This window comes from Kitasatospora sp. NPDC048365, from assembly GCF_043200835.1.
Lineage (GTDB): Bacteria > Actinomycetota > Actinomycetes > Streptomycetales > Streptomycetaceae > Kitasatospora > Kitasatospora terrestris.
On sequence record NZ_JBICYJ010000007.1, the window covers coordinates 140,415 to 152,751 of the forward strand.

Annotated in this window: 15 protein-coding genes and 1 pseudogene; 10 read left to right on the plus strand and 6 right to left on the minus strand. The window is 73.8% G+C overall.

Translation table 11 applies throughout. The features are described from left to right. Window positions 1–19: 19 nt before the first annotated feature. Entirely contained in the window at window positions 20–1,255 is a 1,236-nt protein-coding gene (locus ACGFX4_RS09795; RefSeq protein WP_393071476.1) for an MFS transporter, read from the minus strand. Between the two features lie 127 nt (window positions 1,256–1,382). Between ACGFX4_RS09795 and ACGFX4_RS09800 the strand changes: the two genes are divergently transcribed. The 3 genes from ACGFX4_RS09800 to ACGFX4_RS09810 all read left to right on the plus strand — a co-directional run bounded on the left by ACGFX4_RS09800 (window position 1,383) and on the right by ACGFX4_RS09810 (window position 3,997). Then, window positions 1,383–2,312 (plus strand): LysR family transcriptional regulator, encoded by a 930-nt coding sequence (locus ACGFX4_RS09800; RefSeq protein ID WP_393071477.1) that lies wholly within the window; start codon window positions 1,383–1,385, stop codon window positions 2,310–2,312. 10 nt (window positions 2,313–2,322) lie between these two features. Further along, a complete protein-coding gene (locus tag ACGFX4_RS09805; protein ID WP_393071478.1) occupies window positions 2,323–2,982 on the plus strand; it encodes a class I SAM-dependent methyltransferase in 660 nt (219 codons plus the stop codon). A gap of 97 nt (window positions 2,983–3,079) precedes the next feature. Next, window positions 3,080–3,997, plus strand: a complete 918-nt coding sequence (locus ACGFX4_RS09810) for an NADP-dependent oxidoreductase (RefSeq protein ID WP_393071614.1) — start codon at window positions 3,080–3,082, stop codon at window positions 3,995–3,997. Window positions 3,998–4,080: 83 nt separating this feature from the next. Here the strand turns inward: ACGFX4_RS09810 and ACGFX4_RS09815 are convergent, their stop codons facing one another. Then, entirely contained in the window at window positions 4,081–4,401 is a 321-nt protein-coding gene (locus ACGFX4_RS09815) for a hypothetical protein (RefSeq protein WP_393071479.1), read from the minus strand. A gap of 56 nt (window positions 4,402–4,457) precedes the next feature. Next, window positions 4,458–5,234, minus strand: coding sequence for a hypothetical protein (locus ACGFX4_RS09820; RefSeq protein ID WP_393071480.1), 777 nt, complete (start codon window positions 5,232–5,234; stop codon window positions 4,458–4,460). 299 nt (window positions 5,235–5,533) lie between these two features. On the opposite strand from ACGFX4_RS09820, the pseudogene ACGFX4_RS09825 reads away from it, so the two are divergent. Both ACGFX4_RS09825 and ACGFX4_RS09830 read left to right on the plus strand, forming a co-directional pair. Beyond that, window positions 5,534–5,944 (plus strand): annotated as a pseudogene (locus tag ACGFX4_RS09825) (discoidin domain-containing protein); the annotation flags it as partial. 66 nt (window positions 5,945–6,010) lie between these two features. Beyond that, complete coding sequence (locus ACGFX4_RS09830) at window positions 6,011–6,769, plus strand: chitosanase (RefSeq protein ID WP_393071616.1); 759 nt, start codon at window positions 6,011–6,013, stop codon at window positions 6,767–6,769. Here the strand turns inward: ACGFX4_RS09830 and ACGFX4_RS09835 are convergent. Next, window positions 6,759–7,679 carry a ribokinase gene (locus ACGFX4_RS09835; protein ID WP_393071618.1) on the minus strand — a complete coding sequence of 307 codons (921 nt, stop codon included), beginning with the start codon at window positions 7,677–7,679 and terminating at the stop codon, window positions 6,759–6,761. The two genes, ACGFX4_RS09830 and ACGFX4_RS09835, sit on opposite strands and share 11 nt — an antisense overlap. 525 nt (window positions 7,680–8,204) lie before the next feature. On the opposite strand from ACGFX4_RS09835, the gene ACGFX4_RS09840 reads away from it, so the two are divergent. Then, the gene (locus ACGFX4_RS09840) at window positions 8,205–9,053 is read left to right on the plus strand and encodes a SigB/SigF/SigG family RNA polymerase sigma factor (RefSeq protein WP_393071481.1); all 849 of its coding nucleotides are present in this window, start codon (window positions 8,205–8,207) and stop codon (window positions 9,051–9,053) included. A 57-nt stretch (window positions 9,054–9,110) separates the two neighbouring features. Then, a complete protein-coding gene (locus tag ACGFX4_RS09845; protein ID WP_393071482.1) occupies window positions 9,111–9,518 on the plus strand; it encodes an ATP-binding protein in 408 nt (135 codons plus the stop codon). A 50-nt stretch (window positions 9,519–9,568) separates the two neighbouring features. On the opposite strand, the gene ACGFX4_RS09850 is transcribed toward ACGFX4_RS09845, so the two are convergent. Next, window positions 9,569–10,402 (minus strand): alpha/beta fold hydrolase, encoded by an 834-nt coding sequence (locus ACGFX4_RS09850; RefSeq protein ID WP_393071483.1) that lies wholly within the window; start codon window positions 10,400–10,402, stop codon window positions 9,569–9,571. Between the two features lie 105 nt (window positions 10,403–10,507). Here ACGFX4_RS09850 and ACGFX4_RS09855 point away from each other — a divergent pair, with 105 nt between their 5' ends. From ACGFX4_RS09855 to ACGFX4_RS09865, 3 genes are all read left to right on the plus strand, one after another. Next, on the plus strand, window positions 10,508–10,945 hold the full coding sequence (locus ACGFX4_RS09855) for a MarR family winged helix-turn-helix transcriptional regulator (RefSeq protein WP_393071620.1): 438 nt from the start codon (window positions 10,508–10,510) through the stop codon (window positions 10,943–10,945). A gap of 116 nt (window positions 10,946–11,061) precedes the next feature. Next, the gene (locus ACGFX4_RS09860) at window positions 11,062–11,469 is read left to right on the plus strand and encodes a DUF3224 domain-containing protein (protein WP_393071484.1); all 408 of its coding nucleotides are present in this window, start codon (window positions 11,062–11,064) and stop codon (window positions 11,467–11,469) included. 115 nt (window positions 11,470–11,584) lie between these two features. Continuing rightward, window positions 11,585–12,046, plus strand: a complete 462-nt coding sequence (locus ACGFX4_RS09865; protein ID WP_393071485.1) for an SsgA family sporulation/cell division regulator — start codon at window positions 11,585–11,587, stop codon at window positions 12,044–12,046. On the opposite strand, the gene ACGFX4_RS09870 is transcribed toward ACGFX4_RS09865, so the two are convergent. Next, the gene (locus ACGFX4_RS09870) at window positions 12,000–12,287 is read right to left on the minus strand and encodes a DUF1905 domain-containing protein (protein WP_393071486.1); all 288 of its coding nucleotides are present in this window, start codon (window positions 12,285–12,287) and stop codon (window positions 12,000–12,002) included. The two genes, ACGFX4_RS09865 and ACGFX4_RS09870, sit on opposite strands and share 47 nt — an antisense overlap. Between the last annotated feature and the right edge of the window lie 50 nt (window positions 12,288–12,337).

The following is a 12,337-nucleotide window of genomic DNA, read 5'->3' on the forward strand; positions in this document are numbered from 1 at the left end:
CCGCGGCCGCCCGGTGCCGTCACGCCTTCAGGGCCTCCGCGGCAGGGCCGGGCAGCGGGGCCCGGTGGGCGCGGCGGGGGAGCAGCAGCGGGGTGGCCAGCAGCAGGACACCGGCCAGGGCGATGGCCGCCCGCGGGCCGAGCAGGACGCCCAGGGCGCCCCAGCCGGCGGTCAGCAGCGCGGTCGCGGCCCGGGTCGTCACCGACCAGGCGGTGAGCGTGCGGGTGACCCGGTCGGCCGGGGTGCGGTGCAGCCGGTAGGTGGCGCAGAGCGGGTTGAAGACGCCGCAGCTCAGGATCAGTCCGAACTCGACGGCCGTCACCAGCAGCAGCCCGCCGGTGCCCGGCCCGACGAGGGCCAGGCCGACCGGCCAGAGCGCGCGCACCGCCCCGGCGACGGCCAGCACCCGGCGCTGCCCGAAGCGCGCGGCCAGCGGACGGGCCAGCCGCGCGCCCAGCAGCCCGCCGAGCGAGGGCACGGCGAAGGCGAGCCCGTACTGCCACGGCGCGAAGCCGAGCCGGCCGAGCATCAGCACGGCCAGCAGCGGCTCGGCGGCCAGCACCAGGCCGTTGAAGAGGACGGTGTTGAGGAACAGCGGCCGCAGCGCCCGGTCGGCGAGCAGGTGCCGCCAGCCGTCGAGCAGCTCCGCGGCCCGCGGCCGCTCCGCGTCCCGGCGCGGGGGCGGCGGCTCCTCGCCGCGCGCCAGGCGGATGCCCGCGGCGGAGAGCAGGTAGCCGACCGCGTCGGCCGCCACCGTCGCCACCGGCCCGAGCAGCCCGATCGCCGCGCCACCGAGCGGCGGCCCGACGATCGTGGCCGTCCACGCCGTCGACTCGAACCGGGCGTTGGCGAGGAGCAGTTCCTCGCCCGGCAGCATCGACTTCAGGTACGCGCCGGAGGCGGCTCGGAAGGTGAGGTCGGCCGCCGCGACGACCACCGAGACCAGCAGCAGCTGGACGAAGGTGAGCACCCCGAGCGCGTACGCCGCCGGGACGGTCAGCAGCGCCGCGCACCGCACCAGGTCCGCCCCGACCAGCACCGGCCGCTTCCGGCGGAACTCCACCCACGGCCCGAGCGGGACCGCCGCCACCGCGCCCACCGCCGCCCCCACCGAGGCGAGCGCGGCGACCTCGGCCGGTCCGGCGTGCAGCACCCGGACGGCGATCAGCGGGAACGCGCCGAACGCCAGCCAGGTGCCGAGCGCACTCGCCCCGTACGCGCTCCACAGCCACCCGAAGCGCAGCCCGCCGCCCATGCCCGCCACCTCCTTCCACCACAACCCGCACGCGCCCGGAAGCATCCAACCCGGCGCCCGAACCGCAGATCAAACAACCGCGGGGCCGCGAAGGCACAACCAGTGGTTGTGGCCATAGGGTGGCCGGATGGACCTCGACACCGTCCGGACCTTCGTCGCCGCCGCCGACTCGGGCCGGTTCCAGGACGCCGCCGACGAGCTCGCGCTCACCCAGCAGGCCGTCTCCAAGCGCATCGCCGCGCTGGAGCGCGGCCTCGGCGTCCGGCTGTTCACCCGCACCCCGCGCGGCGCAGAGCTCACCATCGACGGGCAGGCGTTCCTGCCGCACGCCCGCGAGCTGCTGCGGGTCGCCGAGCGGGCCGTCGCCTCGGTGCGCGTCGGCCACCGGCCGCTGCGGGTGGACGTGATCGCCTCCCGGGTCGCGCCGTCCGGCCTGATGCGCGGCTTCCACCAGGCGCACCCCGAGGTCGAACTCGACGTGGTGATGCTGTTCGACGTGGAGACGGCGGTCGCCGCGCTGCGCTCCGGCACGATCGACGCGTCCTTCCGCGCCGTCGCCGTGCCAGGCCGGCCGCTGCCGCCCGACATCGCCTCCGTCCGGGTGCTCGACGAGCCGCTGCACCTGCTCACCGGCCCCGGGCACGCCTTGGCGGGCGCCCGCTCGGTGACCCTCGCCCGGCTCGCCGGGCACCGGATCTGGATGCCCGGCATCGTCCCCGGCACGGAGTGGGCCGCCTACTACGACGACCTGCGGGCCGAGTTCGGCCTCACCATCGAGGCGACCGGCCCCAACTTCGGCTCCGACGCGCTCCTCGACACCGTCGCCGACACCCCGGCCCTGGCCACCTTCATGGGCGAGCACACCCGCCTGGTCTGGCCCACCGGCCACGGCCTGCGCCGCATCCCGATCACCGACCCGACGCCGGTCTACCCGCACTCCCTGCTCTGGCACCGCGACAACCCGCACCCGGCGCTGGCCGCGCTGCGCACCCACCTCGCCGCCCTCGCCCCCCGCCCCGACCCTGCCGGCATTTGGACCCCGGCGTGGGTGCGCTAGCGTCCCTCCCGTGACGGAGCATCAGGAGCATCAAGGGCATCGGGGACACCAGCAGGAGACCGGGGCGGCCTACGACGGGGTGGTGGAGCTGTACGCGTCGCTGTTCTCCGACCGCCGCCTGGAGGAGCACCCGTTCGCACGGGCGATGATCACCACCTTCGCCGAGCTGGTCCGCGGGACGGGCAACCTCCGCGCCGCCGACCTCGGCTGCGGACCCGGACACCTGACGGCGATGCTGAACGACCACGGGCTGGACGCCTTCGGCCTCGACCTCTCCCCGGGCATGGTCGAACACGCCCGGCGCGCCCACCCGGAGCTGCGCTACGACGAGGCCCGGATGGAGTCGCTGCCGATCGAGGACGGCACGCTCGGCGGCGTGCTGGCCCACTACTCGATGATCCACACCCCGCCCGCGGAGGTGCCCGCGCTGCTCGCCGAGCAGGTGCGCGTGCTGGCCCCGGGCGGCCTGCTGCTGGCCTCCTTCTTCGGAACGGACGGGCAGGAACCGGTCCGCTTCGACCACAAGGTGGCACCCGCCTACGCCTGGCCGATCGACCGCTTCGCCGACCTGCTGGACGACGCCGGGCTGATCGCCGTCGCCCGCCTGCAGTTCGACCCGAAGTCCGAACGCGGCTACCTCGACACCCACCTGATGGCCCGCCGACCGTAGCGCGTCCTGCGCGGCACCGGCGGTCCGCCGTGGTGGGATGGGGGCGCGGGGGCTGCGGACAGCACACCGAGAGGGCACGACGATGGCCGACAACACCATGCGGGCGATGGCCTACCCCGGCTACGGCGGGACGGAGGTCCTCCGGGAGACCCGGCTCCCACTGCCGAAGGTCGCGCCCGGGGAGGTCCTGGTCAAGGTCCGCTGCGCCGCCGTCAACCCCGTCGACTGGAAGATCATGGCCGGCGGGCTCGACGCCCTGATGGACGTGGTCTTCCCCGTCGTCCCCGGCTGGGACGTCAGTGGCACCGTCGAGCAGGTCGGCTTCGACGTCCCCGAGTTCGCCGTCGGCGACGAGGTGATCGCCTACGCCCGCAAGGACTACGTGCACGGCGGCACCTTCGCCGAGTACGTCAGCGTGCCCGTCCGCGCCCTCGCCGCCAAACCCGCCGCGCTGGACTGGGCCCAGGCCGCCGGACTCCCGCTCGCCGGACTGACCGCCCACCAACTCCTCACCCGCCTCGGCACCGGCGCCGAGGACACCGTCCTCGTGCACGGCGCCGCCGGCGGCGTCGGCTCCCTCGGCGTCCAGCTCGCCCGCGCCCGCGGCGCCCGCGTCATCGGCACCGCCTCCCCGCGCAACCACGAGCGGCTGCGCGCTCTCGGCTGCGAGCCCGTCGAGTACGGCGACGGGCTCGCCGACCGCGTCCGCGCCCTCGCCCCCGACGGGGTCACCGTCGTCGCAGACTTCGTCGGCGGCGTCCTCGACACCACCCTCGCCGTCCTCGCCGACGGCGGCCGGCACGCCTCCATCGCCGACCACACCGTCCTCGGCGCCGGCGGCCAGTGGATGTGGGTCCGCCCCGACGGCGCCGACCTCGCCGAACTCGGCCGCCTCGCCGACACCGGCCACCTCACCGTCGACGTCGCGGCCACCTTCCCGCTCGCCGACCTCCCCGCAGCCTTCGCCCTCAGCCAGGAGGGCCACACCGCCGGCAAGATCGTCATCACCCTCTGAGCCCGCCCGACCCGTTCCGGGCGACAGGCTGAGTGGTATCCGGAGGGCACTGGAGTGCTCGCGACAGATTCTCCCTGGACACCTCACGGTGTCTCGTCGTCAAGCTCCTCGTCGTCGTGGCCGTGCCACCGCCCCCAGGGGACGTCCCAGATGGGTGTATCGGCGTTGGGACGGGGGATGACGGGCAACGGGCCGGGGGCTGTTTCGATGAGGTGAATCAGCGTCCAGCCGACGCCATAGCAGTCGTCGGGTCCGAAGCAGGCCGCCAGGGCATGGGCCTCCTCAGCGGTGACAGGTCTGGTGATCGCGTCCAACTGCAGGCAGCGCCTGTCGATCTCCTCTTCAGTGGAGTCCCAGTCGGGGAGCGGGCCGTCGGCGACAAAGACGTGGACTTCGGTTCTCATGATGGGCCGCAGTCTTCCACGATGGCCTGACAGTCCAAGTCGGACCGAGCTGTCCGTCAGCAGTGGCAGCACACGTCCAGCACCACGGACTCCGGGTCGAGGGCGTCCAGGTAGGCGTTGGCCTCCGGCAGGTAGCCGTCGTCGCACTTGTCGGTCCAGGTTCCGTCGAGCCGCAGCAGCGCGTAGCCGGGCACGGCGTTGGCCCGGGCCTGGGCGAGGTTCTCGGCCCGGTCCGCGGTGAACGGGAAGAGCCACGCCGACGGCGCGTCGCCTCCGGCCGCCCAGGCGTCGTGCCGCTCCCCGGCGAGCCGCTCGTGCGCGGCGCGCAGCGCCTCGAAGTCCAGCAGCCCGCGCGGCCCACCGTCGCACCGGCCGGGAAGGCCGCGGAGCAGGTCGCGGTCCTGGGGCACGTCCCCGTACGCGTGCTTCTCCAGCCGCGGGTCCCCGGCGGCGTCGGGCCGGTGCAGCAGGCGCGGGCCTCCGATCCGCAGGGTCAGGCCGTCCCACTCGCCGCGAGGGTTGAAGGTGCTGAGGTGGTAGCCGTGTCCGGCATCGTCGACGTACAGGTGGCCGTGGTCGCCGGGGACGCTTCCGGTCAGGGCGTTCATCAGGTCGGCGACCTCGCTCCAGCCGAGGTCCGCCCGGTCGGGCAGGACGCCGCGCTCCTTGTTCATCCGCACCCAGTACACACTGTTCGGATCCGCCGACTCGTAGTTCCGGTACGGGGGCACCTCGAGGTCGCTGTTGTACGGCGCGAGGGCGGCGACCAGCGCCGTGCGGTACTGCTTGGGCGGCATCGGCGGCAGGACGACGAGCATGTCGTACTTCGACATCGGACCTTCTCTCTTTGTTCGTCGGCTCACCGCATCCTGCCGAACGGAGCAGCGCCGGTGCATCCGGGTTTCGGGTCCGGCGAGTGCCCTTCTTCGCCACGGCTGCCGGCAGGCGGCTGGGCATCAGGAAGGGCCGGTCGTGGCGGGGTTGGGGCGGGGGATTTCCAACTTCGGTCGGTGTCAAGGCATTGCGGTCGGCGGCAGGTGGGCCCTACGCTCGCTCGACATCGGTTAGGAAACTTTCTTAATTGATGCGCGCGCGAGCACCAGGCCCATCCCCGTCCCCCAAGAGGAGTGGCATGTCCTTCATCGGAAGCAAGCGCGGAACCGCCGTTGCCACGGCCGTCGCCGCCGGCCTGCTGATCACCGCGGTCGCCGGGCTCTCGCCCGCCACCGCGGCCACCACCAACCTCGCCCTGAACAAGCCCGTCACCGTCTCCTCTACCGAGACGAGCAGCTACGGCGGCGCGAAGGCCGTCGACGGCTCGGGCACCACCCGCTGGGCCAGCGCCGAGGGCGTGGACAACCAGTGGATCCGGATCGACCTCGGCGCCGGCACCGGCGTCGACCGCGTCGTGCTCAAGTGGGAGGCGGCGTACGCCAAGGCCTACCGCGTGGAGCTCTCCGACGACGGCTCCAGCTGGCGGCAGATCTACTCCACCACCAGCGGCGACGGCGCCACCGACGACCTCACGGTCAGCGGCACCGGCCGCTACCTGCGGGTCTACGGCACCCAGCGCGGCACCTCGTACGGCTACTCGCTGTGGGAGGTCGAGGTGTACGGCCCCGGCGGCGGTTCGACCACCACCCCGCCGAGCACGCCGCCGTCCAGCGGCGTCAACCTGGACGACCCGGCGAAGAAGGAGATCGCCATGAAGCTGGTCTCCAGCGCGGAGAACTCCTCGCTGGACTGGCGGGCCCAGTTCTCCTACATCGAGGACATCAACGACGGCCGCGGCTACACCGCCGGCATCATCGGCTTCTGCTCCGGCACCGGCGACATGCTGGACCTGGTCGAGGCGTACACCGCCAAGAAGCCCGGCAACGTGCTTGCCTCCTACCTGCCCGCGCTGCGCGCGGTCGACGGCACTGACTCGCACCAGGGCCTGGACCCGGGTTTCCCCGGCGCGTGGCGGCAGGCGGCCACCGACCCGGTGTTCACCCAGACCCAGGAGTCGGAGCGGGACCGGGTGTACTTCAACCCGGCCGTCGCGCGGGCCAAGTCGGACGGCCTGCGGGCGCTCGGCCAGTTCGCGTACTACGACGCGGCGGTGATGCACGGACCGGAGGGCCTCGCCTCCATCCGGGCGGCGGCCCTCGCCAAGGCCAAGCCGCCGGCGCAGGGCGGCAACGAGACCACCTACCTGAACGCCTTCCTCGACGCGCGCGAGGCGGAGATGCGCAAGGAGGAGGCGCACAGCGACACCACGCGGGTCAGCACTGAGCAGCGGAAGTTCCTCAAGGAGGGCAACTTCGACCTGAAGACCCCGCTGTCCTGGAGCGTCTACGGGGAGCCGTTCACCATCACCTCCTAATCCTGACCGGGCGGGGCGGCCCGGAAAGGACGGCGTCCAGCTCTGCGCGCGTGGGGAGCGAGGGCTGGGCGCCGTGCCGGGTGGTGCTCAACGCGGCCGCGACCGCCGCCCAGTGGGCCGCCCGGTCGAGCGGGCGGCCCTCCGCGAGGGCGACGGCGAGGGCGCCGCAGAAGCAGTCGCCCGCCGCGGTGGTGTCCACCGGGTCGACGGGGTGCGCGGGCAGGTGGAGGTCGGTGGAACTGTCCACCAGCAGCACCCCGTCGGCGCCGAGGGTCACCACCACGGCTCCCACGCCGGTCAGTTCGCGCGCCGCCGCGACCAGCTCGCCGCGGGTGACCGGCTCCGGCCGGCCGGTGAGTGCGCCCAGTTCGGCCCGGTTCGGGACCAGGACGTCCACCCCTGGCGGGAGTTGACGACCGCTCAGGGCTGGCGCCGGATTGTGCACCAGCAGCCCGCCGGCCAGCCGGGCGGCCGCGTGGTCGGCCTCGGCGGACACCTCGTGCTGCAGCAGGGTGACCGCCGCGGCGGCGAGCAGGTCGGAGGCCGCTTCGCAGTCCGCGGCGGCCAGCCGGGAGTTCGCGCCCGGGCTGACCGTGATCGCGTTCTCGGCCCGCTCGTCCACGGTGATCAGCGCATGGCCGCTCGGGGTGCCCTCGGTGGTGCGCACGTGCGACACGTCCACCCCGGCCGCGCGGACGGCGGAGCGCAGCAGCCCGCCCGCGTCGTCGGCGCCGACCCGGCCCACCAGGGCCACCCGCGCGCCCAGCCGCGCGGCCGCCACCGCCTGGTTGGCGCCCTTGCCGCCCGGATGCCGCACCAGGTCGCCGCCCAGCACCGTCTCGCCCGGCGCGGCATGGTGCCGCACGGGGACCACCAGGTCCAGGTTGAGGCTGCCGACGACCGCGATCAGCGGCGGGGGAGTCAGGTCGGTCACCCGACCCAGCGTACGCGTCCGGTCACGGGGCGGTGGGGTCCGGCTGCGGCGGGCGCGGCGGCTCCGGGGGGATCGGGGGCTGCGGGTCCGGCGGAACGGGCTCCGGCGGCAGCGGCCCCGGGCCCGGCGGGTTCGGCAGCGGCGGATCGGTCGGCGGCGCGGGCGGGCGGACGTCCGGGTCGGGAGGGGTGGGAACGGTCATCGCGGCACCGGCTCTCCGTGTCCGAGGGCCTCGGCGAGCGGGCGCTCGCTGTCGAACGGCCCTTGATCCGCCTACCCCGGGAGCGGGACGAGAAATCGTGTGTACGCGGTTCGAGGCCGGGTAAGAGTTGATTGTCGGGTGCGCCCGGTGTGCGACACCTCGCGCGGCCGACCCCATGGCACATTCTCTGTGCCGGGAAGCCGTCGCCTGAAGCAGTCGGGCCCACGGACTCCCAGCCCGTCGCAGGCCGGCGTTCAGCGCCGCCGCGACCGGACGTGGGCAGCCGGAAAGCTCAGGAGATGGCCCCCGTGTCGGCCCCTGCAAGCCCGGTCGAAATCGACCCGATGTACCGCCCGACCCCGCAGGAGATGCGGGTCATGGGCAAGACCGAGGCGCGTGAACTCAGCGACGCGCTGTTCCGCCGCCTCGCCGCACTCGAACCCGGAACCGCCACGTACAGCTACGTGCGCGGCACCGTCATCGAACTCAACATGCCGCTGGTCCGCTTCGTGGCGAGCCGCTTCCGGCACCGCCCCGAGGAGCTCGACGACATCCTGCAGGTCGGCACCGTCGGCCTGATCAAGGCCGTCGACGGCTTCGACCTCGGTCGCGGCGTCGAGTTCGTCACCTACGCGATCCCCACCATCTCGGGCGAGATCAAGCGGTTCTTCCGCGACACCTCGTGGCCGGTCAGGGTTCCGCGCAGCGTCCAGGAGCTCTACCTGATGGTCGCGCGCGGCTCCGACCGCCTCGAACAGGAACTCGGCCGGCTCCCCACCCCCGAGGAGCTCGCCAAGGACCTCGACCTCGACCCCGGGGAGGTCGCCGCCGGCCTCGCCGCCGGGCGCCTCTACCGCACCGACTCGCTCGACGCCCTGCGCGACGACGACACCGACGACGGCGGCAGCGCCCTGGTCAACCGGATCGGGGTCCGCGACGCCGCCCTCGACCTGGTCGACCTGCGCGAAGCCGTCCGGCCGCTGCTCAACCGGCTGCCGGAACGCGAGCGGCAGGTGCTGCTGCTGCGGTTCTGGGGCGACCGCACGCAGTCGCAGATCGCCGAACGGATCGGGGTCTCGCAGATGCACGTCTCCCGGATCCTCAGCGCGACCCTCGGCCGGCTGCGGGAGGAGGTCGAGGCAGGCTGACCGGCATGGAGTGCCCGTTCGTGGGCAGGCGCCCGGATACCGCCCACGAACGGGGAGATGGCCCGAGTGCCCCGCACCCCGCAGCTCAGCCTCGACCTGGACGGCCGCCCCGGCACCGTCCGGACGGCCCGACGGGAAGTCGAGCACTTCCTCGACCGGTGCGCCGACCGTACGCAGCTCCGCCCCCAGACCCGCCTGGACGTCGGCTTGGTGGTCGCCGAACTGCTCGCCAACGCCTGTGTGCACGCTCCCGGCCCGTGCCGGCTCGTCGTCCGGCTGAGCGGGGCACGGGTCGACATCGCGGTCCGCGACACCAGCCCCCTGCTGCCCGTCGCCGCCGACCGGCCGGGCTCGCCCGGCCCGGGCGGGTACGGGCTGCTGGTGGTCACCCGGCTGTGCACGGACGTCCGGGCGGTGCGGGTGCGCGGCGGGAAGGTCGTCCGCGCCACCGTCGTTCAGCGCTGAGCCCCGCGGCTCGGCGCCGAGCCCCGTGTCCGGCGCTGAGCCATGGCGCCTCAGCGCCGGGCCCCGGCGTCGAGGAAGGTGCGGCGCAGCTGCTCGGCCCAGGCCCGGGGGTGGGTGGTGTTGCCGTTGTGGCCGCCCGGGAAGAGGGTGACCTCCCGGTCGACGAGGCCGGCCAGCCGGTCGGCGGCCAGGCGGTCGAAGACCGTGGCCGGGGTGGTGCGCCCGGCGGCCGGGACGATCAGGGTGGACGTGGCGGCGAGCCGGTCGCGGCAGCCCGGGTCGGTGCGCAGGGCGGTGAACTCGGCGGTGATGAAGTGCGCGAAGTTGGCGCGCCGCCGCTCGTCCATCGGCTGCGGGGTGAGACCGGGCTCGGTGTCCTGCTCGGCGGGGTCGATGCCGAGCGAGGCGGCGATCGCGGGGAGCGCGGCGGCCAGCCCGTCGGCGGCGAACAGGTCCTGCAGGTGGGCGAGTTCGTCGCGGTGGGCGGCGGCCTCGGCGTCCAGCAGCCAGGGGGCGACCGGCTCGTGGGCGATCAGCGCGCCCAGCTGCCCGCCGTGCTCGGCGGCCACGTGCAGGCCGATCACCGCGCCGAAGCTGCAGCCGAGCATCAGCGCGGGCCGGTCCGTGACGTGGGCCAGCAGGCGGTGCACGTCGTCGGCGTGGTCGGCGAGGGTGACCGGCCGGCCGGCGTCGTGGAGGAGGCTGCGGGAGAGGCCGCGGCGGTCGTAGGTGAGGACCGTGAAGTCGTCGGCGAGCGCGTCGACCAGGTCGACGCTGCGCCCGGCGTCGCCCTCGCCGCTCTGCGAGATCAGCAGCAGCGGGCCGGTGCCGCGCTGCTCGAAGTGGAGGGTGGCGCCGTCGACGGGCAGCAGTCCGGTGGTCATCGGGAGTCCTTCCGCGGTGGGGTGATGGATTGAAGCGTAATGCATCAGAACTGATGTATCAAGAGTGATGCATCTTGGCTGATGTACTCTCGCGGTGTGAACGGCATGGACCTGGCCCTGCTGGGCCGCACCCTGATGAAGCTCGGCGAGGCCGCCATCCCCACCGAGGGGATCGGCGCCCACGGCACGAGCGCCCAGTCGGTGATCATCGTGGCCGCCGACATCAAGGCCCACCCCGGGACGCCGGTGAAGGACATCGCCCTGCGCACCGGCTTCCCGCAGAGCAAGGTCTCCGCCTGCGTCGCCCGGCTGCGCGAGGCCGGCGCGGTCGAGGCCGTCGTCGACCCCGCCGACCGCCGCCGCACCCTGCTCAGCCCCGCCGGGGAGGTCTCCCCGCGGGTCGCCGAGATCCGCTCGGCCGACGTCGACGGCGTCCTCGCGGACGTGCTGGCCGACCCGGCCCGGCTGGCGGAGGTGAAGGCGGCGCTGCGCGTCCTCGCCGAGCAGCTCGACCCGAGCGTGCTGGCCCGGCTCGGCGGTTGAGCCGGGGCGCCGGCTGAGCCGGGGCGGCCGCCCGGTCCGGGCGGCCGCCCGGTCCGGGCGGCGCGCGGGCCGGGCGGTGCGCCCCCGCTGTCGGAGGTGCTGGCTACCATCCGGGCATGAGAGCTTCTGGAACGTTCACCGTGAAGTCCTTCGCCCCCACCGAGTTGAAGCAGGAGCCGGAGATCGCCACCGGGCTGCCGGTGGGCGTCGCGCGGATCGAGAAGCAGTTCGAGGGGGAGGTGGCGGGCCGGTCCGCCACGCTGTTCACCGCCGCGTTCGACCAGAGCACGGGCGTCGGCACCTACGTGGCGATGGAGTCCTTCGAGGGCTCGTTGAACGGCGCGGCCGGCGCGTTCAACTTCGTGCACTCCGCGACGACTTCCGGCAGCGACCGGACGGCGGAGTTCTTCACCATCGTCCCGACCAGCGGCATCGGCGCGCTGGCCGGGATCACCGGGGCCGGCGGCCTGGCGATCGACGAGGACGGGACGCACCGGATGTGGTTCGACTACGAGCTCGGCTGACTCGGAGTGTGACCACGGGCCTGTTCGGTCGTTGAATGGGCATGATTCGCCGTCAGGCCCATGGTCGGCCGAATGAAGAAACGTTTCTTGCCTTGGTGACAGGGGAGGCGCCCCGATGAACGTCCGCCGCCCCGACCACTGGCTGGACCTCGAACTGCGGGCCGTCACCTGCCCCGGTCTCAGTATCCCCGTCGCCGCCCGTCTGCGGTACTACCGGGCGGACCCGTACGCCGTGCACCTCGACTGCCACGTCGACCTGGACGAGCCCATCACCTGGGTGTTCGCCCGGGAGATCCTCACCGAGGGGCTCAACACCTGGGCCGGCACCGGCGACGTCTCGGTCTTCCCGGCCATCTGCGCCGAACGGGAGGAGATCCTGATCGCGCTGAGCGTCCCCGGCAGCACCTGCGCGCTGCGGGCCCCCGCCGCGCAGGTCCGGGCCTTCCTGCAGGGCACCTGCACGGTCGTCCCGTACGGGTCGGAGACCGACCACCTCGACCTGGACGCGCTCACCGCCCACCTGCTCGGGGTCAGAGACGGACGGTCAGTTCCACGGCGACCTCGTCCCCTGCGGTGAGACCCTGGGGCCCCCGCACCGCGTTCTTCAACGGCAGCAGGTACCCGCCGTCCTTCGGGAACAGCGAGGTCTCGAACGCGACCCCGCCGATCCGGGCGCCCACCGGGACCACGCCCCAGCCGTAGCTGGCCATCGCCGCGACCTCGCGGATGTCGGCGCACTGCGCGTCCGGCACCGGGACGAAGAAGTACGGGGCCGGGCCGCGCCACTCGACGACCTCTCCGGTGAAGACGACGTCCATGCGGGCCGGTCCGTTTCCCTCGGGATATTTCGGGTGCCGCCCAGCGTACC

Excerpts from the sequence above, each read along its gene's own strand:
- ACGFX4_RS09795 (WP_393071476.1), bottom strand. The coding sequence starts at position 1,255 with ATGGGCGGCGGGCTGCGCTTCGGGTGGCTGTGGAGCGCGTACGGGGCG.
- ACGFX4_RS09800 (WP_393071477.1), top strand. The coding sequence starts at position 1,383 with ATGGACCTCGACACCGTCCGGACCTTCGTCGCCGCCGCCGACTCGGGC.
- ACGFX4_RS09810 (WP_393071614.1), top strand. The coding sequence starts at position 3,080 with ATGCGGGCGATGGCCTACCCCGGCTACGGCGGGACGGAGGTCCTCCGG.
- ACGFX4_RS09815 (WP_393071479.1), bottom strand. The coding sequence starts at position 4,401 with ATGAGAACCGAAGTCCACGTCTTTGTCGCCGACGGCCCGCTCCCCGAC.
- ACGFX4_RS09820 (WP_393071480.1), bottom strand. The coding sequence starts at position 5,234 with ATGTCGAAGTACGACATGCTCGTCGTCCTGCCGCCGATGCCGCCCAAG.
- ACGFX4_RS09840 (WP_393071481.1), top strand. The coding sequence starts at position 8,205 with ATGGCCCCCGTGTCGGCCCCTGCAAGCCCGGTCGAAATCGACCCGATG.
- ACGFX4_RS09845 (WP_393071482.1), top strand. The coding sequence starts at position 9,111 with ATGGCCCGAGTGCCCCGCACCCCGCAGCTCAGCCTCGACCTGGACGGC.
- ACGFX4_RS09850 (WP_393071483.1), bottom strand. The coding sequence starts at position 10,402 with ATGACCACCGGACTGCTGCCCGTCGACGGCGCCACCCTCCACTTCGAG.
- ACGFX4_RS09855 (WP_393071620.1), top strand. The coding sequence starts at position 10,508 with ATGGACCTGGCCCTGCTGGGCCGCACCCTGATGAAGCTCGGCGAGGCC.
- ACGFX4_RS09860 (WP_393071484.1), top strand. The coding sequence starts at position 11,062 with ATGAGAGCTTCTGGAACGTTCACCGTGAAGTCCTTCGCCCCCACCGAG.
- ACGFX4_RS09865 (WP_393071485.1), top strand. The coding sequence starts at position 11,585 with ATGAACGTCCGCCGCCCCGACCACTGGCTGGACCTCGAACTGCGGGCC.
- ACGFX4_RS09870 (WP_393071486.1), bottom strand. The coding sequence starts at position 12,287 with ATGGACGTCGTCTTCACCGGAGAGGTCGTCGAGTGGCGCGGCCCGGCC.